Here is a 23,206-nt window from a genome sequence, read left to right as displayed (position 1 = left end):
CTAAAATCAGAATTATTACCAATTTGAATTCTATTATATTTCAGATGCTTTACACTGGTCTTAAAACATCGAATTTCGATTCTTCAATTAAGAAAGGTCGTCTTAATTAGTATTTTTAATTGGTAGACCCAAGAGTATATATACCAAAATAGCTTCTGAGCCCAATAAAAATTACGGTAAAACCGTAAATCATTGATTATAAGGTGTATTTGTATTGAAAAGGTTTCCCTATTTTAAAATATTTCCCTATTTTGCCTAATAATATGAATAAAGATCTAGTGTTATGAGCGGAAAAATTTACTATTACCTATTGCTATTCCTATGTTTTATTTATAGTTGTAGTCATTATGAAAATGGACTGGAAGAAATTAAAAATACTAATTTAAGAACCATTACTACAGTAAGCCTAGAAGAGGCCAAAGCTTACCTTAATCACAATAAACTTTTCAACACTGAAAAAAAAGCAAAAGAAGCAAAGGATACATTATCTACGATTTTTGTAACATTATTCCAAGACCAAATTAGTCATGAACCATTGATTAATAGTGATCAAAAAATAACGGTAATTCCAGCAGTAATTGCTTATCCAAAATATTACAGTAGAGTAATATTATTTAAAATGGAGAATGAGATTATTGCCCGTGTTTTTAGTATGCGACGTGACCAGAGTAGTACAGATGAAAACTTTACAGGAGTAATTCTTATTACTGATCTGGAAGGAAATTTCTCTAGTGGATACAATGTGAAAAATGGTATTATCACACATCAATTAGTTTATAATACAGGAGAGCAAGGTAACAAAGGCGTTATTGGCTTTATACCAGATGATCCTATTGATGGTGGCATACTAGACCCTGTAAAAGTAGACGGAAGTACTTCACCTGCTGGCAATGGTGGCATTAGAGATGTATGGTTAGCTTATGGACCACTAACAGGGCCTAATTCAAATCCTTCTAATTCTGGATGGTGGAATTATGGCGGAAGCAGTGGCGGAGCAGGAAATAATCCTGAGGAAGCAGCAACGACCCCTTGTAAAGAGATGAAGAAGAAGGCAAATGATGCAGAATTCAAAGGAAAACTGAACGAACTAAAAGCAAGCCTAAACGTAAATTATGAAACAGGATTTTTAATGACTACAAATGGAACTTCTACTAGTTACGAAGCTATTGAAGGAAATTCTAATACACATGAAATAGAACTTTCACCAACAAGTCCTATTAGTGGATATATGCATACACATGTAGTAGGAGATTCTAAAACTGGTTTTTCTACATTTTCAATAGCTGATATAAAAGCCATTTATCAATTGTATCAAGGCGGTAATATCCAGAATACATCGACGTTTACCGCAACAGTCGTGTCCAGTCATGGCACCACATATGTCATGATGATTGATAATGCATCGACATTTAATAACTTTGGAAATGCAAGTTTTAGTAATAATACAGTTATGGAACAAATGGAAAATCTTTATGATTATGCATTTCAAAATATGTCCTTGGCTTTCAATGTAATTCAAGCACGTGAATTTGCTTTACTAACAGTATTAGAAGGCTCAGGGCTTAAATTAATGAAAGCAAATGCCGATTTTAGCCAATGGAATTCTATTAGTAAAGCAACATCAGGATTAAATATAGTTGTAAATAATTGTAATTAATAAAAAAATAGATATGAAAAAATATATAAGTTTAGTAATAGTGTTTTTATGCAGTAGTATACTACATGGACAAGAAAAAGTAATAATCCTCAAAAAAGGAGAGATTCCCGAATTAAAAAAGGGTGACTATTACAGATTTTCAGAACAGATGGAAAAAGAAAAACCTTTTGAAGGTGTTTGGGAATATAAAAATGGAAATGAAAATTTAATTATTAAAATCGAACAAAAAAAAACGTTTACTCCTAAATTAGAGGTTTTTTTTGATAATCCTCAACTTGATTACTATTATGAAAAAGGAAATGGAGAGATAATATCCAATAGTACGTTGGATGGTTATAGGAAAAGTGGTAGGACAATTGCCCAAAATATTATTAAATTTTCAACTTCCGATGTAATTAAAATGAAGACAATATATATCGAATTAGAATTATTAGGCAATAATCAAGCTAGAATGACACTAAATAATATTCCAGGAGGAATAACCGTTGTTTTACCGGGTGAATCAAAGCCAAAAAAAGATAGGGCTTTTTCAATCCCAACAGATATTATTTTAACAAAGAAGTAATTTTAAAAAAAAACGTTTGAATAATTATTATATATAATATTCATTTAGAGTAAGAAAGGCTTTTTCTTTTATAAACCTATTCTAATTGGGACATCCAAAATATACATACTAAAAATGTTAACTGGATATGGGTTGATTAAAGACCTTTGTAAGGTCAATGGGATGCCTTTATTATATTACTGTATGTATCTTGTTATCTGTAACACTTGGTCTGCGAACTAAAAATATTAGTAATATTAGCAACCAATAACATAAAGTTATTTAAAAAAACACTAAGTTTAATATCCTGTGACTGAGTTTTTTAGGTAAATATCGTCTCGGTCATCAAAATTGGTTATTAACCAAAATTAAATACATACCATCATTTTCATTGCTACAAGCTTTGCTAAAAGTAGCTTAGGTATTATGGGTTACGGTTTTACCGTACACCATCATGGATTACATGAGAATAAAAATAAGAATCAGCATATAGGCTGAAAGAAAGCCTACCGGAGAAAAAAGAAAGTGAATCTTAAAAATACACGGTTATGTTGCTAACAAATAATCATTTTACCCCTGTGATTGGTATTGATTTGCATTTCAATACATTACCACCTTTTAATCCGATACATCCCTACATTGGGATTGTAATCGACCCGATGGACTATATTCCTTTTATTGGTTCTTCGGTCAATGTAAATGGTGTACCTAGAGGTGTTACCGATACGGGAGGAAGAATCATAACCTTTATACACATTCCATTATTTACGGGGCCGTTTGCAATGATACCCGTAATTGGCCATGAATCAATGAACTTTTTTGGAAGTAAAGATGCTTATATGGAAGGACGTCGTATTAGTCCAAAAGGTTATATGGAAATGACGTGCAATGATATTGGAATTCCATTGAGTTTATCCCCTGGAAAAAAATGGTGGAAACCTATTCCATCCTTATTTGCACCCACAAGTATGAGTTTACCTATTCCAACGGGTAAGCCTGTGAATATTGCCGGTCCTTATGTTCCAGATTTAATGGGGATACTCATCAATTTGGCAGCAGGATTAGGATTTGGTTTTCTAATGAAAGGCCTTGGGAAAGTATTCAGTTCAATGCTTAAAAAACTAAATAAGTTAGCTAATAAAGCAGCAAAAGGACCTAATCGATTGAGTAAATTTTTATGTAAGCATGGTTTCGAACCCGTAGATTTAGTACAAGGAATAGTCTTTTCTGAAGTAATAGATTTTGAATTACCGGGACCTATCCCATTAGTATGGGAGCGTATTTGGAATTCAGATGCTTCCTATGAACATCAATTAGGACATGGATATCATTTTAGCTATAGCCTTGATTTAACCATCCATCATAGTGATGGATTTATTGGAGTTATGCTTCCAGATGGACGCAGTGCAGGATTTCCTCTTTTAGAAGAAGAACAAGAGTTTTACCATCGAATGGAACGATTAACCTTAAAAAGAATCGGGAATAATTATACAGTTTATAACCACAATTCGCTATTAACGTATAGCTACGAAGCAGTTACGAATGCAAAATGCGTAGCAGTGAGCATCAGTAATGTAGCAGGATTGGCCATACAATTGCATTATGCAGGAACAGCACTTCATGGAATAACAGACAGCTGTGGTAGAGTTTTGACTTTTGATCTTGATGAACAAAAGCGTATTACGGCAGTGTATTTGCAAACCAAAAAAGGAAAAGAACTATTAGTAGGATACCGTTATAGTGAGGAAGGAGATTTGATTGCGATTTTGGATGCATTAGAAAAAGCAACAACAATTACCTATCACAATCATTTGATGGATTCCAAAACAGACCGTAATGGACAAACATTCTATTGGAAATATGATAAACAAGGACGATGCGTTCATACTTGGGGAGATGGGGGCGTTCTAGAAGGACGTTTGGCCTATTACCCAGAATTAGGATACAATGTGATTACCGATGCCTTGGGCAATGAAAGTATATACTATTATAATGAAGATTTTTTATGCACTCAAATTCAAGATGCATTAGGGAATTCTAAATTTTTCGAATACACCGATATGTTCGAATTGTACCGTGAGATCGATGAAGAAGGAAATTTGACTGGCTATACCTATGATGATAAAGGCAATTTAAAATCAGTTATTCAGCCTGATAGTTCACAATATACCTATGTATATGATGAAAACGATCGATTAATTATAGCCAATGATCCCGAAGGAAATAGGCGAATATGGAATTATGATGAATCAGGTGTATTGCGAACTACAGTAGCACCCGATAAAGGAATAACAGCATTTGAATATAACGAAGAAGGATTAGTTCGTGAAATTCGTGATGTGAGTAAACGTAGAACCCGATTAGAATATGATAAGCAGCATAATCTGGTTAAGATGTATTTACCAGAAGGTGACATAGCGACTTGGACTTATAATGATCGAGGTGAAGTTGAAAAATCAACCAATCCATTGGGAGGAACTCAAAAATTTAGTTATGATGCACTCGGTAGAGTGATACAAGTAATTCATCCCGATAATAGTTCTGTACGATTACAATATAATGCCTACGATGAAGTTATTCATGCCCGAGACAATCATCACGATGTGCGCTTTGAATATACACCGATGGGCAATCTCACCATGCGGGAAGAGAATGGAGTAAAAGTGAAGTTTGCGTATAATGAAAATGAAGAATTAGTAAACATTCAAAATGAACATAAAGAATTATACCGTTTCCGTAGAAATGGAAATGGAGATGTTGTAGAAGAAATTGGATTCGACGGATTAAAAAGAGAGTACCGAAGAGATCGAGCAGGTAAAGTAGTCCGCATTGAACGACCAGAAGATCGATGGACGGAATATGAGTATAATCTGATTGGGCAAATTATCCGTTCCGAATATTATGATGGAAGTTGGGAAGCCTATAGTTATGATAAACGAGGTCTCATGATTGAAGCAGTCAATGAGCAAATTACTGTGAAATTACAGCGTGATGCGATGGGACGCATTATTGAGGATCAGCAAGGCGAACATGGTGTACAAAGTATTTTTAATCGTAATGGACAACGCATAGCAGTAACCAGTAGTTTAGGAGCTAATGTCCAACATGAATATGATAAGTTAGGCAATCTGATTCAAACGCAAGCAGGAACGAAGGATTTAGAAAATTCATGGGAAATGCAGCGACAATATAGTGTGATGGGACAAGAGTTAAGTCGCACTATGAGTGGGGGAATACAAAGTAATTGGGAATATGATTCTGGCGGACACCCTATTGTACATCAGGTAAAATCAGAAAAACAAATTATGCGCCATCGTCGTTACAGTTGGAGCACCAATAACCGTTTATGGAAAATGGTCAATGAGCTTACCCAAGGACAAACCGATTATGGGCATGATGCTTTTGGAAGTTTAGCTTGGGCAAAATATGAAGACGGGCAATACGATTATAAGTTTCCAGATGAGGTAGGAAATCTATTTGAAACAAAAGAGCGGAATGATAAAGAATATGGAATAGGAGGAAAGTTAATACGAGACAAAGAATTTTTCTATCTGTACGATGTTGAAGGCAATCTAATTCAGAAAACAGGAAAAGAAACCTGGAAGTACCAGTGGCAAGGAAATGGAATGCTCAAACAGGTAGAAAAACCCAATGGAACAAAAGTAATATTTGAATATGATGCTATAGGAAGACGAACAGCTAAAATTGTAGCCAATAACATCACTCGTTTTGTTTGGGATGGAAATACGCCATTACATGAATGGAATTATGCAGTAGAGAATCGTCCCGAATGGATTGTAGATGATATGGGATTCTTGCAGCAAGATCAACCAGAGCCAGTTACTTCCGATTGTATTACTTGGGTTTTTGAAGAAGGCACATTTAAACCTACGGCCAAAATTGTTGGAGATCAAAAATATTCTATAGTAACCGATTATTTAGGAACACCATGCCAAGCATTTGATGAAAAAGGAGAAAAAGTTTGGGAAATGGAGTTGGATATTTATGGCAAAATCCGTAATCTTGAAGGAGCAAGTTCTTTTATCCCATTTCGTTATCCGGGACAATATGAAGATATAGAAACGGGATTGTATTATAATAGGTTTCGGTATTACGATGTAGAAAGTGGGAATTATATAAGTCAGGATCCAATTTCTATTGCAGGTGGTTTAAATATTTATGCTTACGTCCACGATCCGAATACAAGTACCGATATTTTTGGATTATCAGAGCATATAACCTTTCCAATCGGATCTTTACATCCTAATGCACAAGGAATATACACTATAAAAGCAACAGGCTATCATTATAATGATAAAGTTGCTCTATATGAAGCAGCAAAATTAAAAGAAGGCTTTGATGCAAGTAAGTGGATTTCTCACCACATTAGTTATGACCCAAAAACAAATGAAATGAAAATGCAATTGGTTTCACTTGAAGCACATAAAAAAAGCCATATTGGAGGGGTTAATGATTTTGAAGATCATCACGGCGTTAAATACAATACAGAATCTGCATCTAAAATTACCAACGGATGTCATTAAATATAATATAATATGGAAAATGTTTTTTTTATCAACAATGATTTGAAATTTAAAGGGAATAAATCAACTTTAACACAAGAAGATATTTTAAAAAATATTTCTTTTGCCTTTCAAGGGCAAAAGGATTTTGTTTTATTTTATACTCTTTATAATGGAGTAATTTTTCCTTATGGTGCATTTTTTTACCGAGATTCTTTTTATGAAGTTTCAAGCAATGACTATAATTTTTTAGATGTTGGTGCATTTTTTGAAATTTCTAATTCAAATAACTCAATTGAAAAAATGTGGGAATCATTAAGGGAAGATTTGCGAACAAAAGAAATTGCCTCGAAGTATTTTCCGTTCGGTAATGATTCAAGTGGAAATTTATATTGCATTGAATCTAAGTCTGGAATTGTGGTTTATTTTACCCATGAAAACCCAAAAGATATCACAGAAGTTGCTCCCTCATTTTTAGATTTTTGTAATAAAATTCAAGGAGCAATGAGATAATCAATTGACAATATTCTATAAAAATAATTTATATGCAAAACCGCTTCAATTGAAGCGGTTTTTTTTAATCTCTTTCTGCTCTAAAGCAGAATAAAAAAGAGCAAAAAAGGTGTGACAAAGTCACGAATCAATTATTTACAATCGTTTATTTTTGGTTTTTAGGGTTGTAATCTTCCATTTTCTACTCTTAAAATTGCCAAAAACAAAAATTCATCCACAATCCATATTTGCATATAATACTTTGGGGTTCTTTTACTTGCGCTCTTTTCCCCTTCATTCCGCTTGCATTTTGATTCCTATTGAAATAAGCCACAAACTCAGCCTAGACAAAAAATCTCAAAAATGCAGAAAATAAAATAACATGCTGGCTTTGGGATGGAAATACACTATTACATAAGTGGAATTATACAGTAGAAAATCATCCCGAATGGATTGTAGATGATATGGGATTCTTACTACAGAATAAACCAGAGCCAATTACCTCCGATTATATTACTTGGGTTTTCGAAGAAGGAACATTTAAACCTACGGCCAAAATTGTTGGAGATCAGAAATACTCTATAGTAACCGATTATTTAGGAACACCATGCCAGGCATTTGATGAAAAAGGAGAAAAAGTTTGGAGTTGGATATTTATGGAAAAATCCGTAATCTTGAAGGAGCAAGTTCTTTTATTCCATTTCGTTATCAAGGACAATATGAAGATATAGAAACAGGATTGTATTATAACCGTTTTAGGTACTACGACCCCAAAGCAGGTGTTTTTATCTCTCAAGATCCTATTTCTATTGCTGGCGGTTTAAATATTTACGCTTATGTGAAAGATACCAACACTTGGGTTGATATTTTCGGTCTATCAGGAACAGGCGGAGCTTATTTATTTGGGTTTGCAAGTGGTGATAAGTATATTGGGAAAGGAGAAAGCGGAAGAATGACAGTTTCTATTTCGACAAGAACCTTTCAAGTAGGCAAAATGGGCGGAGATAACACACTTATCGGAAAAGCCCATATAAGTACAGGAGGTAATAATGACCTTGGCAAAATGGTTGAATATAAAGCAATGCATGATGCTGGATTTGTACCCGGAGGGAAACATAATGTACCAGATGGGTATTTAAACAATCATATGAGCGGTAAATCAACTTGGGACGCAAATCCACACTTACAAGGAAAAGCAACAGAGTTAGCAGATAAATTACGTGCTGATTATGAAGCTGACGTAAAAGCAAGAGCGAAAACAATTTGCCATTGATTAATATATTATGGAAAAATACAAAGTAAATCTTACTGAAACATCGAGCTTCAAAGGAATAACAATTTTATTTGATTATCTTGAAGAAGGTCTTGATTATGCCCAACAAAATAATATTAAAGATGTTTGTATTCGTACAGATATAAATGATAACCAAAAAAAGACTGTAAATTTTGATTTTTTAAAAGATAGAAATTTCATTGAAACTTTTCATTGGTTAGTTCCACTTACCAAAAAATCTAATATTGAAGGTTTATACTATTTATCAAATTTGAAAAGTTTAAGGTGGGATTTTGATATTATTGACCTTTCCAATTTTCTAAAACTCGAAAACCTTAATATTGGATACTATTCCAGAATTACAGGTTGGGAATGCCTAAAATTGTTAAACCGATTGATGATTGGAGGTGTGGAAGCAGAAGATTTATCTTTTCTAAGCAAAACGGATAATTTAGAATACTTACGCATTATAAAAGGAAAGTTTACTACAATCAGAGGACTTGAAAAATGCGACAAAATCAAAACTATATTTATACAAAGTTGTAATTCTTTAATTCAAGTAAAAGAAACCATAGAACAAATGAAGGGTATTGAAAATTTACTATTAGAAAAATGTAAGAATGTGGACTTGAAAGGAATTGAATTAATAGGATTAAAGAATATATCAGTAATCTAATAATTTGCAAAATTAAAAATAAAAACCGTTTCAATCGAAGCGGTTTTTTGTGTCAAAAAAGAAAAAGGGAACTGCCGATTTTATGGTAAACCAAATCCGAAGAGAGGAAAAACGAGTGCGAGTATAATAATTGAAATTGATACGGATAAACTTGATTTATCTAAAGTTTTTGATATGTCAAGCGGAATTGATCCACAAACAAGAAAGCAACTAAACATGTCAGCATTAAGTTATGCTACAAAAGATGCAGAAGTATTAATCGAAGGTGCAATACCAGCTGGTGCATATAAAATTTGTAAATAAAAATGAATGATTTTCAAAAAATAGATAATATTGAGAATGAGATTTCTCAATATTATAAAATGGTGTTTGATAGCGATACAGACGATTATAGCTACAATAAAATGCTTAAGAATCAATTAAAGGAAGTTATAATGAATTCAAGAAATAATATCATTACAGTTGAAAAAGCATTACTTGTGTTGGCTAAGTCAACAGGTTGTGCTGAAGATCAAGAAATTGCTGAAGACATTACGGATTACTTATTCGAAAATAAAATTATTAATACTAAAGAGTTAAATTTATTCTATGATAATTTAGGAACTAACAGATGGTTGTAAATAAGATGAAAAACTTCAAATAAATACAAGAAAACCGAGTAAAAACAAGCTCGATTTCTAATCTCTTTCCGCTCCAAAGCGGAACAAAAAAGAAGTAAAAACAGGTTGTCATTAAAACGTGAATTATGGCTAAAACAAAAATAGTATTAGAAGAGGGAATGTTATTCTCAATAAAATTAAATGAAAATGCTTGGACGTTAGGACAGCTTTGCAACTTATTTAAGATAGAAGGGAAACGTGCCGAACAATATACCTTAGCTTTTTTTAATTACTTGTTTTCATCAGAAGCAGAAATAAAAGAAGAGTTACAAAATTTAGATTTAAGTAAGCCTATTATAATTCTTACTATAAACGGTAATCCTATAAAAAATTATGGTCTTGACATAATTGCGACAAGAGAAATTAATTATCAAAATGTTCCAAATTATAAAAGTGAAATATCCCAATCATTAGGATTGTATAGGAATAAATCTCAAGATTTTGACCACATTTTAAAAACGTTTTTTGGGTTTCACCCTTGGGACGGATTTTATAAAGAGAATTATGTAGATGAAGTTCTAACACAAGGTACAGTAAAAAGAAAAGATGTAAAACATCTGAAAGATTTTAGTATAGAAGAACTAAAACAAATAATGCCTACCAATAGCATTAAATTAAAACAGATATTGGAAAATCAATAAACTAAAACCGCTTCGAGTGAAGCGGTTTTTTTAATCTGTTTCTGCTCTAAAGCAGAATAAAAAAGAGGCAAAAAAGGTGTGACAAAGCCACGCATTAATTATTTACAGTCTCTTGAAATTGAATAATTAATATAACTCCGCTTCACTCGAAGCGGTTTTTTTAATCTGTTTCTGCTCCAAAGCGGAATAAAAAAGAGCAAAAAAGGTGTGATAAAGCCACGCATTAATTATTTACATTGTTCTCGAATATTGGAATTGGATTAGCTGATATTGAGACGCTATCCCATTATTTTGTACCACTTATAAAATCAAAAGCTATTCTATATACATTTTCATCACATTTTAAAGCAAGTATTTTTTTATGATTGCTTATCTTATAGATCAACAATTGCCCATTTTCATAGTTAAAAGACACCTCTCCTATATTTAATGCTCCCTTTCCAATATTATTCCACCCACAAGAAAATTGGAAAATAATTTGTTCTCGATAAATATTTATAAAACCGCATTTTTTAGATTTAAAATGAACAATTAAAATACAAGAATCTTGATTTACTTCACAGGAATTTATAAACGGTTTAGATAAAATTGAAATCATAATGAATAATTTTAGTAACATGATCGGTTGTCTATTTCATTAAAATTCATGGGTGCGCTATTCTTTAAATGCAAACGCTTCTATCAACACCCTCGAAGGGCTGTAAAATTTAAGTATGAGGCTGTCTTTGGTATCTTTCAACACTTCTATTTCACGAATATCTTGGTAGCCTATGCTATCATTTTTCAAAAAATCGACACGAGTATCTACCACTACTTTTTCAAATAGTCCCTTGTTTTTTATAATCTGTAAGTGTGGGCGAGCCATTACACTTTGTATCATTTGCAACCTGTATTTTCCATCTTCTGGCGTATAGCTCATGGTTCTTTCACTACCTGTACTGGCAAATAAAATGGCGTAAAAAGGTAGCATCATCGCTACAATACTCAAAATAAAACCCAACAGTAGGACAAAGAAGTAAATTTTTGTGAATATGTTTTTCCAGAAGAAAACTAAAAAAGCAATGGTAGCAGCTGCCCATATCCAAAACAAAATCCGATCGCTCCAATAACCCGCAAGACTTATTTTTAAAGTTTGAATAGCCCATACATCTGCCAATAACAGTAGTGTAAGTATGATGTATAAAAAGGCATATATCTTCTTATCTTTTCTTCTCATGGATTCTTTTTTAGTTCTAAACGTTTCAATTGTATGGTATCAACTATCCGCATATTTCGGTCGTAAATAGCATTTTCTAATGAAACTGTATCCGTTGCAAAGCCCTCTTTATACAATATAATTTGTCGGGAAATGCCGTTTTGAACCGCAAGTACATCCTTATATTTTTTGAACTGCAAGGCAGGAATTACAAACTGCCCTTTTTCGTTGCTCTGCACCGGATGGTTTGAAAAAGCATTGTTGCCCACAAAGCTGATTTGTACATTTTGTAAAGGTTGCTGCTGCTCGTTATACACATAGCCTATTACGGTTTTTCGCAATGTATAGATGCTTGGTGAACAACTATTTATCAAGCATAAAATGACACCCAATAGGACAAACTTTCTTATAATTACAAATGATATACTCATTATTTTTTACTAGATTTAAAAATAGAAACCTTCATTTTTAGCATCGAAATTTCTTGCTCGCCACATTTTAGTGTAGCGGCAACCCCTGTATTCTGTTCATTTACCGAAATGACAAGTTCAACAGGTTGGATAGGCTTGTTTTTAAATATCTTCTCGTAAGCTTTTACAATTTCATCATCATCAAACACCACACCGCCGCCGTAGTGTTGCCCGTTCTTTGCCCGCCAGCCAAAATTCATAATTCGGGGGATAGCTCGTTCTTCGAAAATATTTTTTTCAAAAGTTTCATCAATCAACTGCTCTTCTTCGCCATTTTGCATGATGAAATATGCATTTGTAGCCTGCCCACCATCGGCAATACTATAGGTTGATTTCCAAATATGCTTTTGCCTCAATCTATCCCACAAACCATATGGTATGGGTTTGCCTGCGTTGGCTTCTCGTACTTCTTTAGGTACTATTTTTTCATTCAGCATGATTTCTTTACGATACTCAGGACTGAATAATAGTTTTTCATGATTATCTAGTTTTGCAATTTCTTCTGCTGGAATTACCGTTTTTTTTCCTTGATAACGCCCGACTTCAACTTGTTTACCTGGGCCATTAAGCCATACTACAACTACACCTCCAGGAGCAAAACCTACTACGATGGTCGTATAAGTTCTATTTTTCTTCGTATTACTATCCAGATAACCTTCTTTAAATAAAGCTAGTATTTTATCGTAATCAATAGCTGTATCTATTTCATAAAACGCATCTTCTGCATAAGAAAGCCATATGACATCTATTTTTTTAGGCAAAGGCTTCAGTCCATTACTCATACTTCTCCCCGTTGCTCCCCAAGGGCCGTTATGTGTGCCTAAATATAACCCAACTGATCCCCCACCAGGTAATATTAAAGCACCATCGTGCACATCAATGGGGAACCCAACGGGGCATGAAATGGTCTCTCTCCAATGAAACTCTTCTACCGCTTGGGAGCTTGCTTTTTCGGCTTTCCCATTACAAGACAGTCCGAAAAAACCTGCTGATAATAAGGTGTATATTTTAAGCATAATAACGGCTGATATTTTTAATCGCTTCCATTTATTCATATATGGTTTCTTGCTTTGCATAGGCAATAATGTCTTTCAAATGCGCTAAGTCAAAATAATTGTTGGATTTTAGATAATCCTCTGCACCTTTATCCCGTGCCAATAGCATTGCCATTAAGGTATTGGGATAAAAATCAATCCCTAAACCTTCTTTTTCGTTTTTAATGTATAAATCATCGTAGTAATTGGAAAGGTACGCGTAGGTTTGCCGAAGCTCATCGGCAGACAAAGTAATTTTTTCGCCTACATTCTGCTTAATTAAAAACTGTAATAATCCTTGAGTCAGTCGGTTATTCTTTTTAGAAGTTATCTCCATAATTATGCGGAGCAATTCGGTTTTAATTTCCAGTTTTCCCATGCAGTTTTTAGTCACCACAATATCGCCTACAAGTCCCTGTACAGCCATCGTCTTTGACAGAGGACTATCAACGAAAGATTCTTGCAATACAGATCGATTGAATTCATCATCTTTGGTGTATCCGTATATGCTTACCAAAGCATTGACAAAATTTTTATCATGCGCCAAAAGCCATTGCTGATGTAGCTTGCTCCCCTGAAAAATATACATATTAATCGCTACTATGCGCTGGATATTGAATTGACGTTGCTCTGACAGCCACCCAGTCTCTAAATCTCGCCAACGTTCTATTTCTTTATCACCACCAGTTTTGGTTAGGTCTTCTATTTTTGCTGAGGCAGGATATTCTTTTTGATAATCGAGGAGTTGCGGTATCGCTATCAAAGGAGCCAGAAAGGATGATGCTTTAATCAAGAACAGCCCTTTTGCGTACATGCTTTCGAGAAAAAAGGATAAATCACGATTGCATCTCTCCAACAAATCGACCCGAAGGTATGGCCGTGGCGACTGATAGTCGATGGTGCGCCCAAATACTTCTTGTATTTTGGTAGCAAATATTTCTTGGCTAGGGAATTTAAATCCTGCATCTATCAAATGCTTTTTGATGATGGGCAATGTTGCTTCCAAATCTTCTACATCATAATCTATGGATGCCGGATTTGTAGAAGTACCTTCCAGAAGTTGTTTTTCTAAGACATCCTTTACGGCTGGACGATGTGTCTGCTGTCCGTATAGGTGGATAGAAGCTAGCATTAACGTCAATAATGCCGCTATTTTTGTTGGAGTAAATTTCATTTATTATTCTTTTTTCTCAACCATATCAATAAAAATGTTAATCCCAACCCTGGCACCAATAGTATCGGTACCAAATAAGTAATGACCATATTATTCAGCCCAGCTTCATCTCCTTCGCGGCCCATCCTATAATCGGTCATAAAATCAGGCAGCGTAATTGCCAAAAGGTAAATCAGGTAAACCAATAGCAACGCAATACTAATTTTTATAAGAATGATAATCCATTTCATAAAGGAACTGTTATTTAGTTGTAAAAGGATGAAAAATATATGGTTTTCCTTCAAATTTAAGTTTTTCACCCTTTTTGGTTTTGCCCGTGATCCATAAACTATCAGCTTCTGCTTTGGCTTGCTGATAGGTGAAATCATTCCGATACCAGTTATACATTTCCAAACCTAAAATCATAGTATTTGTGTCTGCTTCTTCAATTTTATAAACAGGATAGTCTCTTGTTGAACTAAAGGGAGAGGCCTTAGCCAACATTTCTTCTTTACTATAATAGCCTCCTGAGCTAATCCAATCGCCATGTTGTGAAAACTGATAATAATACCATCTGTTAAAATAAATAGTGGTGTCATTTTTAGGTGGGTTTTGGCCAATTGCAGGATGAACACGTTGCTTGTAATATCTATCGTATGTCTTTTTTTTATAATCAAATTTTTCTCTACTCGCTCTATAATATATTCCATCTGTCCTTAGTGGGCTATTTACAGGGAGTTTAAAGTCTTTTTTATAATAAGTATATACTTCCTTTGGTTTGGTTTTATTACTGCGATTTCGAAGTAATTCGCAGCTTGAAAAAACTAAGAAAAAACAGAAAAGGTAAATCCACTTATTCATATCTGCAATCGTTTATTGTTTAACAAAACCTGTTGTTTCCCTGAGCTTGAGCCTAATCGTATTTCCATCGGGATAATAATAGCCTTTGTCTTTATGTAGGATATACGAATTATAGGATAGTTCTTGAGAATTTACATCATATCGTAATTTGCAATCTGCATTCCGCGGATATTGAATCATAATTTCTTTCTGTTGAGGCAGCCCATCGAGCGCTTTGACCAAGCTATCCTTTTCAATGCGATACAGAGAGACTACATTATGCTGTATTCCCTGACCGTAGGTTCCCCATCCGAAGGTGAGGTAAGCCATTTCATTGGCATATTTAATCGGATAAACAGCATAAATTCCATTCTCGGCAAAAGTATATTCATCTGATTTCCCGAAATATTGCAGCTGCTGAACAACGATCTTACCTTTCTTTGTTTTGAACTGAGCAATGACCTGGATGCGGCGCCGGCTACCGTCAACGGGGAGTTGCCAACTGTAAAATCTGATTTGATCATCAGCAGAGCTCACTATCTTCACATATTCGGACAATCTTGGGAATGAAAAAGAAAACGTTTTGGGTAAGATCAATTGCTGTTGTAGACTCTGAACAAATGCTGAATTTGCGAAATCGGTTTCAGCTTCCGATTTTGCTGCATCCAGTGCCATTATCTGTGAAACCAATTTCGCTTCGTTCGGCTCAACTTGTCCTGATGCATCTGTGTTATATAATGCAGTCCAAACAAGGACAAACATCAATAAATACGGGGATATTCTCATTTCCTAAAGTACTATTCTACGGAACAAATAAAGAGAATAGATTTGATTAAAGGAATAGAAATTAAGCAATACCTACATTTGGTGAACGAATGTAGCACTTGAGCAATCAAATGTGAAATGAGAAGCATTTTGAAAGGCTTAAATTGATCATAATACCCAACTGAAATTACTTATTCAATTTTGTTTATTGTATTTTCATAATCTGATAATGATTTCCATATTTCTTCTATTTCGGGCCAAACATCAGTACTAAAATCCGTATCGGTATTAACCAGTACTATTTTACCAATTTTAGTTTTGGGATTAAAATACATCGCTGTAAATACACCGGGATCAGAACCATTATGGCCAATCATATCATCTTTAACTTTTAAAAATCTATTACGGAACTCAATAAAAACGCCATAATCTTCACTTTTTCCGTTCTCCGAAAGGTTATGTTTTTCAAATAGCTTCTTGTAGCTCTCTTGGCTTAATAGTATTCCGTTTCCTCCATAACCTTTGATTAATTCCGATAAAAATAATCCTAAATCACTACTCGATGTTAAAAATCCGCCATCAGCATAAGTTATAAGCGAATATTCAGCAATCATCTTTTCCTTGTTTGCAAACAATCTGGAACGCTTTGTTTGGTCAATATCTTTTGTTGACCAGCCAGAGGAATTCATCCCTAATGGTTTTAGGATATTATCTTTCGTGAAAGAACGATAATCTTGTCCGGTTGCAGATTCTATGACCAATGCACAAAGCGCTGCTGCTATATTGGAGTATTCACGTTTTTCCCCTGGTTTTGCATTTGAAAATGAGTTTTTTGTATACCATTTCCCATCTTTAGTAAGACTGTTTTGCATGAAATTTAACAGTGATATATTCGTTTCGGGTTTATTAAAATAGTCGTAAACACCTTCATTTTTATCGTGTTCATTTTTTGTTAGAACATACGATTTTGCATAAATCTCATCAAGGTCAATGATGGATGATGTATGATATGCCAAATGCTTAATAAGGATTGGAACATCAGGATAATTTGGGTTGATAACCTTGAAAGGGAGGTATTTATTGATAGGCTCATTTAAATTTAATTTTCCCAATTCTTGTGCTTTAAATAAGGATATTCCGATTAGGGTTTTAGATATGGATGCTATGTTTTGAATGGTATTTGAGGTGTATGCCTTATTTTTATTAATATCTGTATATCCAAATCCTTTATCGTAAATTGACCCTTTCTCATCTACGATAGAGACTGAAAACCCAACAATCTTATCTTTTTTATAAGCAGTTCTTAAGTTTTTAGATAAGGTATCTTTTTTTGTTATGCTTTTTTTTTCGAGGCTAGTCTCACTTTTTTGTTGAAACGAAAACAATACTATGGGAAGCACAAGTATTAAAAATAGTTTTTGCATTGTCTGTTATTTTTTTGGTGTAATTTATTTTGTTCGCATTCTGGTTTTTACACTCCACAAATCTATTACACAGGAATCTGCAACTGTACGACTGTGCCTTGTCCATCATCTTTCGACCTGATAGAAAAACTCGCCTCCTCACACTGTGTTTTTTGTAAAATCTGTATTCTTTCCCGCACAATCTGTGTCGCTCGTGAAGTATTAAATTGCTTTTTTTCGTTACCTAAACCAGAACCGTTGTCTGAGATAACAATCGTTAAAAGTTCGTCATGAATAGTTATACTAATTAGTATATGTCCTTTGTAAGTAATCGTTTTAAATCCATGTACGATTGCATTTTCCAGAAACGGCTGGATGAGCATTGCGGGTATTTCAATTTCATCGGTCATATCCGCAACATCATCAGCCAGTTCAAATAGATAATCGAACTTGCCGGGCAATCTGATTTGCTGCAGTTTCAAATAATTTTCTAAAAAACCAATTTCAGACTTAAGGTCAATATCACGTTCATTGGCGGCAGTAAGCTTTTCACGCATTAGTACCGAAAAATGATCCAAATAAATTAATGTGTTTTGATTTTGTCCTTGTCGCACTAAAGCACGGATACCAGCAAGGCAGTTAAAAATAAAATGAGGATCCATCTGGCTTCTCAGCAACCGTTGCTCCAGCTCAAGTTTATTATTCAGGTCTGATACACGTCTGTTTTCTAATAATATTTTTTTTCGTCTTCGTTCAAATATAAACAACAACAGCGTGATCAAGAGCAAAAGTGAAAAAAGTACTATAACAAGAAGCCAGAGCCTGTTAAATTTCAATTGAGTGGTTACATGATCTATATTTTCATTTAATGATCCTATCTCTTGATCTTTTTGAACCATTTTATATACAGAGGCTATTTCGTTAGCAGCCTTCCGATTTTCATTTTGTTCTCGCTCTTTTCTTTTTTGAATATATTCTTCAAATCCTGATTGTGCATTTTTATAATCGCCACGAGCAATAGCAAAACCAATTTTATTTTCCAGATATATAAGGTAATCATCAGCATCAAATTGGCTTAATCGCTTGATAACTTCACGTTCTGCCTCACGTGCTTTTGATAATTGGTTTTTTTCTACATATATGCCCAATAAATTATTATACACCATAAAAGCATTCGCAGTATCGGCTTTCTGGGCTTTTAATTGGTAGAAAAGGGCTGAGTCTAATTCTTTACTTTCATAAAATACATTAGCTTTTACTTGATAATAATTCCTATTTATACGGGCAAGTTTGGTTTTTTCTTTTATTTGGTATGCCTGATTTAAGTAAAACCGAACTGAATCGTTAGCAAGTCCGGTATGATCCACATACCCCATTGAAAGAATCAAGTTGGCGGCGACAGACAACTCTTTTGCCATTACAGTGGTATCTTCCTTTACAAGAACAAGCATTTTTTTTGCAAATTTATTAGATAAATCCTTTCTGTTGTTATGCCTGTTTAATTCGGATGCCCAATATAAAATAAAAGCGGAAGACTTTGGAAAGCTTAGCTTCAAATTGCCTGCATCAATAAGATAAGCCGCTTGTGTGTAGTAATATGTTGCTGCATAATAATGTTCTTTCTTTTCTTCTAAATAACCCATCCAATAATAATTGGTTGCAGCCAGTATGCCATTCTTTTCCGATAAAGGCAATAGATCAAGGGATTTCTTAATTGCTGCTGTCGATGCTGAGTCTTGTTGATCAGCATGCAGACAATAACTTAGATAAAAATAGGCTTCAGTAAGTTTTACACTATCGACAAGAGAACTGTCAATCAACCTTTTTAAGGCTGGTATTTCTTTTTCTGGATGATTATTCTTCTGTACTCTCTCAATCAAAGAATCCAGATTCGTAAACTCTTTTACTCCAGATCTTTTTTGCTGGCAACAAATAAGCAATAATAAAATAGAACTTATCATAACCAACTCAAGATATTGGACAAACTTATTGGTCATTTCTATATATCATTTTCTGCATTAGTAGGTCTTTTTTGCGCATAGATACTGGTATGCGTATGCCACTTTGTAATATGACTAATCCGTCGTGGTGGTAGGAAACAATTTGATTTAAACGAATTAAATACGACTTATGGACTCTTAGAAACATCGTTTCGGGCAACAACATTTCATATTCTTTGAGTGTAGTACTTGTGGTAATCTCTCTACCATCCTGAAGAAAGAATGTTGTATACCCTCCATCTCCCTTACAATATAAAATATCGGAATGGCGTACAAAATACGTTTCGTTAAGCGTTTTCAATACCAACATTGTAGATTGCTTATTGAAGAGAATTTCTTTTTGTTCTGCATGCAAAATAGTAGGTTGCCCATTGGCTTTATCTAGAGCATCATACAATTCCTTTTCTTTAATCGGCTTCAATAAATAATCCAATGTTCCCGCTTTTATGGCACGTAGTGCATAATGCTCATAAGCAGTTATAAAAATCACCTGAAAAGGTGTCTCAGGAAGGTCTTTTAGAATTTCGAAACTTTGGCCGTCAGATAATTCAATATCCATCAATAAAATATCAGGTGCTGCCAATGGAATGAGCAACATTGCTTCTTTTATCGAGCCGCAGGTACCTACAATATGATCTTCGGAACGTGCTCCCACAAGAAATATCAACTCCTCGCGTATACCCACTTCATCTTCAACTATAAAAATCCTAGCCATTGTATCAAATATTTTTTAACTTTTGGTTTTATTGCCGTCAGTATAAAAAAGTAGGAATTTTATTACTTTATAGGCCCCGTAAATATATTAAAAAACACGCAATTCATAAGTGAAGTTCTACGCCGGGATTGTAGACCTCTTTATAATATTTTTCAATTAACGCGATTACACGCCCCCTTTCTTGTACATTCATCTTTTTTTCTCCTTCCCAGTTTTTAATTGATTTTACATAAATAATGGCATATGCGGCATCAATATCACACAGGAGTGCTTTTTCATTTTCTTGAAAAAATAAACTTTCACCTCGACCTAATACACGAATTCCATACGAATTCCCATCTTTATCATTCCACCTATTTACCGTTAGATCTTCTTTTAATTCTTTGATATAATTACTCATACTGCCTTTTTTCGATTATCTTAGGCTTCTATAAACTGTTAATAAATTAGTATGCCAATCATCGGATGGCACTATTATTTTTTATCAACAAAGGGTTGATTAAAGTAATATCCCGGATTGCCGATTTTACTTTCTGCCTGTATAATTATGTCCCTTGGATCACCTGAAAAATGTGTCAAAAAAATATGTTCTACTTCTGACAGTTGTCCATCTGATAGAACCAAAATACTTCTGGCCAATTGATCCGCGCCAACATTTAGAGGTGTTACCCAAAGTGATTTTAAAAGTTCTATTACGCGTTGCCTATCCGTCGAACTCGGAAAAAGTTGGCTAATTCTAGTATTTATATCTTCAGGAAGTAATGTCATTATTCTAATTCAATTTGCATCCCAATAATATTGGTAACTAAGTGGAATTTGTAGACTTAAATATAAACAACAATTTACTTTATTGCCTCCTAAATTATCTAAAAGTAACATCCGATTAACGAACGCTGCTATTCAATCAATAACATATTTCCAGCAATTACTAAATGTAAGATATCAAACCTTAACGCTTGAGGATATAAATCCAATCATCTTGAAGAAGAAATAAATATATATAGTGGTCTTATGTACATAAGATAAAAATAAAGAACTATATATCTATTGTGTAGGTGGAAAAGTGGCACCTAAGTATAGTTTCCTGATCATCAGTATTATATCCTCAACGAGGACAGTAGCAATTTAATTAGCCGATTTCATTTCTATATTAAATTATCCATGTTGTACCAAATGCTGTAAATCAGGGTCATTTTTGATTCTTTCAAGCTCCAATTCAATAACCTGAATGATATCTTTTTTTATCTGCCTGTAATTAGTTTCTATGTCCTGCTTCATAGTATCAATTCCATCTCTATCGATAAAAGATAAAATTTCCGGTATCATTTGATATGCTTTGGTTTCGGAAGCAACCTTTTCATTATCTACAACAATTTCTGCGTGGAAAATCTTTTGCTCGATACGTTCATCAAAATTATCCGATACAGATCCCACGAACATGCCCTGTGTTAAAGTAGATATTTTAGATGTAGGAATGAGACTATCTAATTGTGTGGATATAGAAGTAGATTTATCATTACGGTTAATCGTCATACTTTGTCTTTTTTGCAATACTTTTCCGAAACGCTCCGAAAGACTTTTTGCCGTTTCTCCCACAACCTGGCCACTGAAAATATTACCTACCGTATTTTGGATAACCTTTGCCTCCTTATCTCCGTAATCCCTTATTAATTGCGAAAAGTCCTGAAAACCCAAACAAACTGCCACCTTATTACTTCTCGCAGTTGCAATAAGATTATCCAATCCTCGAAAATATATTGTTGGCAACTCATCTATGATAACTGAACTCTTTAATTGCCCCTTTTTGTTGATGAGCTTTACAATTCTTGAATTGTACAAGCCCAAAGCTGCCGAATAAATATTTTGACGGTCGGGATTATTACCCACGCATAAAATTTTAGGTGCTGCCGGGTTATTGATGTCTAAGGAAAAATCATCGCCTGTCATAACCCAATATAGCTGTGGACTAATCATTCTTGACAAAGGAATTTTTGCAGATGCAATCTGTCCCTGTAATTGGTCTTGTGCGCCACTTTGCCACGCATCCATAAAGGGCGATAAATAATTTTCCAAATCGGGATATGAAGTAAGAATAGTAAATACGTCTGAATATTTTTTATTCAGCAATTCGATAGCGTGTGGGAATGTACAATACTTGCCGTCCTCATAGATTTTCAGATACCATATAATTGCTGCTAATAAGATGATTGGACTTTCCACAAAGAAATCGCCTTGCTTCTGTATCCAGCTCCGATTGAGGTTCAGCATTATAGTATAAGCCGCTTCATAAGCATCAGATATGTCTGTCATAAAATCTGGATTAAGCGGATTGCAACGATGACTCTTGCGTGGGTCGTCAAAGTTGATGACGTAGAATTTGGGTTGAACTTTGTATTTATCTCCGTGCTTTAATAAATGATTATATGCTATTGTTGAAAGGTCGTCAAACTTGAAATCGTAGATGTACATACTGAAACCTTTCTCAATCTGTTGCCTGATGTAATTGTTTACGATGGCATACGATTTTCCTGAACCCGGAGTTCCCAAGACAATCGTTGCCCGAAAAGGATTGACGATATTTATCCAACCGCTATTCCATTTGCTTTTGTAATAGAATTTAGTGGGCAGATTGACGGAATATTCGTTTTCCATCAACTTGGTCTCCTGTTGAAAGCTCTCGTTCTCGTTATTGAAAACATCGTCCATCAGATTGGTACGGAGTAGTCGGCTCATCCAAACTCCGGCGACCATCAGAGCGATATAGCCTAAAGCGGCGGTAAGGATATAAAGAAATGTCGCGGTATTTAATGACAGCTTTAATAAAGATGCGTTTAGAAAAAACAGGACGAAGCCAATACCCAAAGCCACATATATTTTAGACCAGGTTATTTTTTCGTTCTTAACGCCTTTGGTTCCCAAACAACTCAAAGCCAGCAATACCAAAGCGAATACTTTGGTATATAAAGTATGTGAAAACAAACCCGCCGTCCGTTGGAAATTGCTTAATATCTTGTTGATTACTTCTAACGTCCAACCACGTTCTAAAAAGAACCCGTAGCAGAACCAATAAAGGTGCATCAGTACTAATAGAATACTTACTGCCCGCATAAATGCCATTATCTTGGCAAGCCCTCTCAAATCGTCTTCTCCCTGCATTATTTTAATT

Annotated in this window: 23 protein-coding genes; 9 read left to right on the top strand and 14 right to left on the bottom strand. The window is 34.3% G+C overall.

Features of this window, described 5'->3' with window-relative positions; genetic code table 11:
- The first annotated feature begins 283 nt into the window (after positions 1–283).
- From KO02_RS14635 to KO02_RS14600, 9 genes are all read left to right on the top strand, one after another.
- Positions 284–1,657, top strand: a complete 1,374-nt coding sequence (locus tag KO02_RS14635) for a hypothetical protein (RefSeq protein ID WP_038699430.1) — start codon at positions 284–286, stop codon at positions 1,655–1,657.
- A 13-nt stretch (positions 1,658–1,670) separates the two neighbouring features.
- Positions 1,671–2,222, top strand: a complete 552-nt coding sequence (locus KO02_RS14630; RefSeq protein ID WP_038699428.1) for a DUF6705 family protein — start codon at positions 1,671–1,673, stop codon at positions 2,220–2,222.
- Between the two features lie 527 nt (positions 2,223–2,749).
- Complete coding sequence (locus KO02_RS14625) at positions 2,750–6,745, top strand: RHS repeat-associated core domain-containing protein (RefSeq protein WP_038699426.1); 3,996 nt, start codon at positions 2,750–2,752, stop codon at positions 6,743–6,745.
- Positions 6,746–6,757: 12 nt separating this feature from the next.
- Entirely contained in the window at positions 6,758–7,237 is a 480-nt protein-coding gene (locus KO02_RS14620; RefSeq protein WP_038699424.1) for an SMI1/KNR4 family protein, read from the top strand.
- Positions 7,238–7,856: 619 nt separating this feature from the next.
- A complete protein-coding gene (locus KO02_RS14615) occupies positions 7,857–8,489 on the top strand; it encodes an RHS repeat-associated core domain-containing protein (protein WP_038699422.1) in 633 nt (210 codons plus the stop codon).
- Positions 8,490–8,499: 10 nt separating this feature from the next.
- On the top strand, positions 8,500–9,165 hold the full coding sequence (locus KO02_RS14610; protein ID WP_038699420.1) for a hypothetical protein: 666 nt from the start codon (positions 8,500–8,502) through the stop codon (positions 9,163–9,165).
- 174 nt (positions 9,166–9,339) lie between these two features.
- Entirely contained in the window at positions 9,340–9,468 is a 129-nt protein-coding gene (locus KO02_RS24250; protein ID WP_262506664.1) for a hypothetical protein, read from the top strand.
- Between the two features lie 2 nt (positions 9,469–9,470).
- Positions 9,471–9,785 (top strand): hypothetical protein, encoded by a 315-nt coding sequence (locus KO02_RS14605; RefSeq protein WP_038699418.1) that lies wholly within the window; start codon positions 9,471–9,473, stop codon positions 9,783–9,785.
- 125 nt (positions 9,786–9,910) lie between these two features.
- Positions 9,911–10,465 (top strand): hypothetical protein, encoded by a 555-nt coding sequence (locus KO02_RS14600; protein ID WP_038699416.1) that lies wholly within the window; start codon positions 9,911–9,913, stop codon positions 10,463–10,465.
- Between the two features lie 286 nt (positions 10,466–10,751).
- Here the strand turns inward: KO02_RS14600 and KO02_RS14595 are convergent, their stop codons facing one another.
- The 14 genes from KO02_RS14595 to mobC form a co-directional block, all read right to left on the bottom strand.
- A complete protein-coding gene (locus KO02_RS14595) occupies positions 10,752–11,063 on the bottom strand; it encodes a hypothetical protein (protein WP_144243334.1) in 312 nt (103 codons plus the stop codon).
- Positions 11,064–11,120: 57 nt separating this feature from the next.
- Positions 11,121–11,681 carry a hypothetical protein gene (locus KO02_RS14590; RefSeq protein ID WP_038699412.1) on the bottom strand — a complete coding sequence of 187 codons (561 nt, stop codon included), beginning with the start codon at positions 11,679–11,681 and terminating at the stop codon, positions 11,121–11,123.
- Positions 11,678–12,091, bottom strand: a complete 414-nt coding sequence (locus tag KO02_RS14585; protein WP_038699410.1) for a carboxypeptidase-like regulatory domain-containing protein — start codon at positions 12,089–12,091, stop codon at positions 11,678–11,680. The genes KO02_RS14590 and KO02_RS14585 overlap by 4 nt, the downstream gene beginning before the upstream one ends.
- Positions 12,091–13,146 carry a DUF2931 family protein gene (locus KO02_RS14580; RefSeq protein WP_235212265.1) on the bottom strand — a complete coding sequence of 352 codons (1,056 nt, stop codon included), beginning with the start codon at positions 13,144–13,146 and terminating at the stop codon, positions 12,091–12,093. Before KO02_RS14580 ends, KO02_RS14585 begins: the two co-directional genes overlap by 1 nt.
- Positions 13,147–13,177: 31 nt before the next feature.
- Positions 13,178–14,338, bottom strand: a complete 1,161-nt coding sequence (locus KO02_RS14575; RefSeq protein WP_038699406.1) for a hypothetical protein — start codon at positions 14,336–14,338, stop codon at positions 13,178–13,180.
- Positions 14,335–14,568, bottom strand: a complete 234-nt coding sequence (locus tag KO02_RS14570) for a hypothetical protein (protein ID WP_038699404.1) — start codon at positions 14,566–14,568, stop codon at positions 14,335–14,337. Before KO02_RS14570 ends, KO02_RS14575 begins: the two co-directional genes overlap by 4 nt.
- A 10-nt stretch (positions 14,569–14,578) precedes the next feature.
- Complete coding sequence (locus KO02_RS14565) at positions 14,579–15,178, bottom strand: hypothetical protein (RefSeq protein WP_038699402.1); 600 nt, start codon at positions 15,176–15,178, stop codon at positions 14,579–14,581.
- Positions 15,179–15,190: 12 nt separating this feature from the next.
- Positions 15,191–15,919 (bottom strand): hypothetical protein, encoded by a 729-nt coding sequence (locus KO02_RS14560; protein WP_038699400.1) that lies wholly within the window; start codon positions 15,917–15,919, stop codon positions 15,191–15,193.
- Positions 15,920–16,113: 194 nt separating this feature from the next.
- On the bottom strand, positions 16,114–17,346 hold the full coding sequence (locus tag KO02_RS14555; protein WP_038699398.1) for a serine hydrolase domain-containing protein: 1,233 nt from the start codon (positions 17,344–17,346) through the stop codon (positions 16,114–16,116).
- A 65-nt stretch (positions 17,347–17,411) separates the two neighbouring features.
- Entirely contained in the window at positions 17,412–19,322 is a 1,911-nt protein-coding gene (locus tag KO02_RS14550) for a sensor histidine kinase (RefSeq protein WP_081918392.1), read from the bottom strand.
- Positions 19,312–20,040, bottom strand: coding sequence for a LytR/AlgR family response regulator transcription factor (locus KO02_RS14545; protein ID WP_038699396.1), 729 nt, complete (start codon positions 20,038–20,040; stop codon positions 19,312–19,314). The genes KO02_RS14550 and KO02_RS14545 overlap by 11 nt, the downstream gene beginning before the upstream one ends.
- Before the next feature lie 103 nt (positions 20,041–20,143).
- Complete coding sequence (locus tag KO02_RS14540) at positions 20,144–20,440, bottom strand: hypothetical protein (protein ID WP_038699395.1); 297 nt, start codon at positions 20,438–20,440, stop codon at positions 20,144–20,146.
- A gap of 74 nt (positions 20,441–20,514) precedes the next feature.
- Positions 20,515–20,808 (bottom strand): hypothetical protein, encoded by a 294-nt coding sequence (locus KO02_RS14535; protein ID WP_038699394.1) that lies wholly within the window; start codon positions 20,806–20,808, stop codon positions 20,515–20,517.
- 387 nt (positions 20,809–21,195) lie between these two features.
- On the bottom strand, positions 21,196–23,199 hold the full coding sequence (gene mobC, locus KO02_RS14530) for a conjugal transfer protein MobC (protein WP_200878670.1): 2,004 nt from the start codon (positions 23,197–23,199) through the stop codon (positions 21,196–21,198).
- Between the last annotated feature and the right edge of the window lie 7 nt (positions 23,200–23,206).

The organism is Sphingobacterium sp. ML3W (genome assembly GCF_000747525.1).
Taxonomy (GTDB): domain Bacteria; phylum Bacteroidota; class Bacteroidia; order Sphingobacteriales; family Sphingobacteriaceae; genus Sphingobacterium.
The sequence above is the reverse complement of the archived record's forward strand: the minus strand, read 5'-3'. Positions and strand labels throughout refer to the sequence as shown.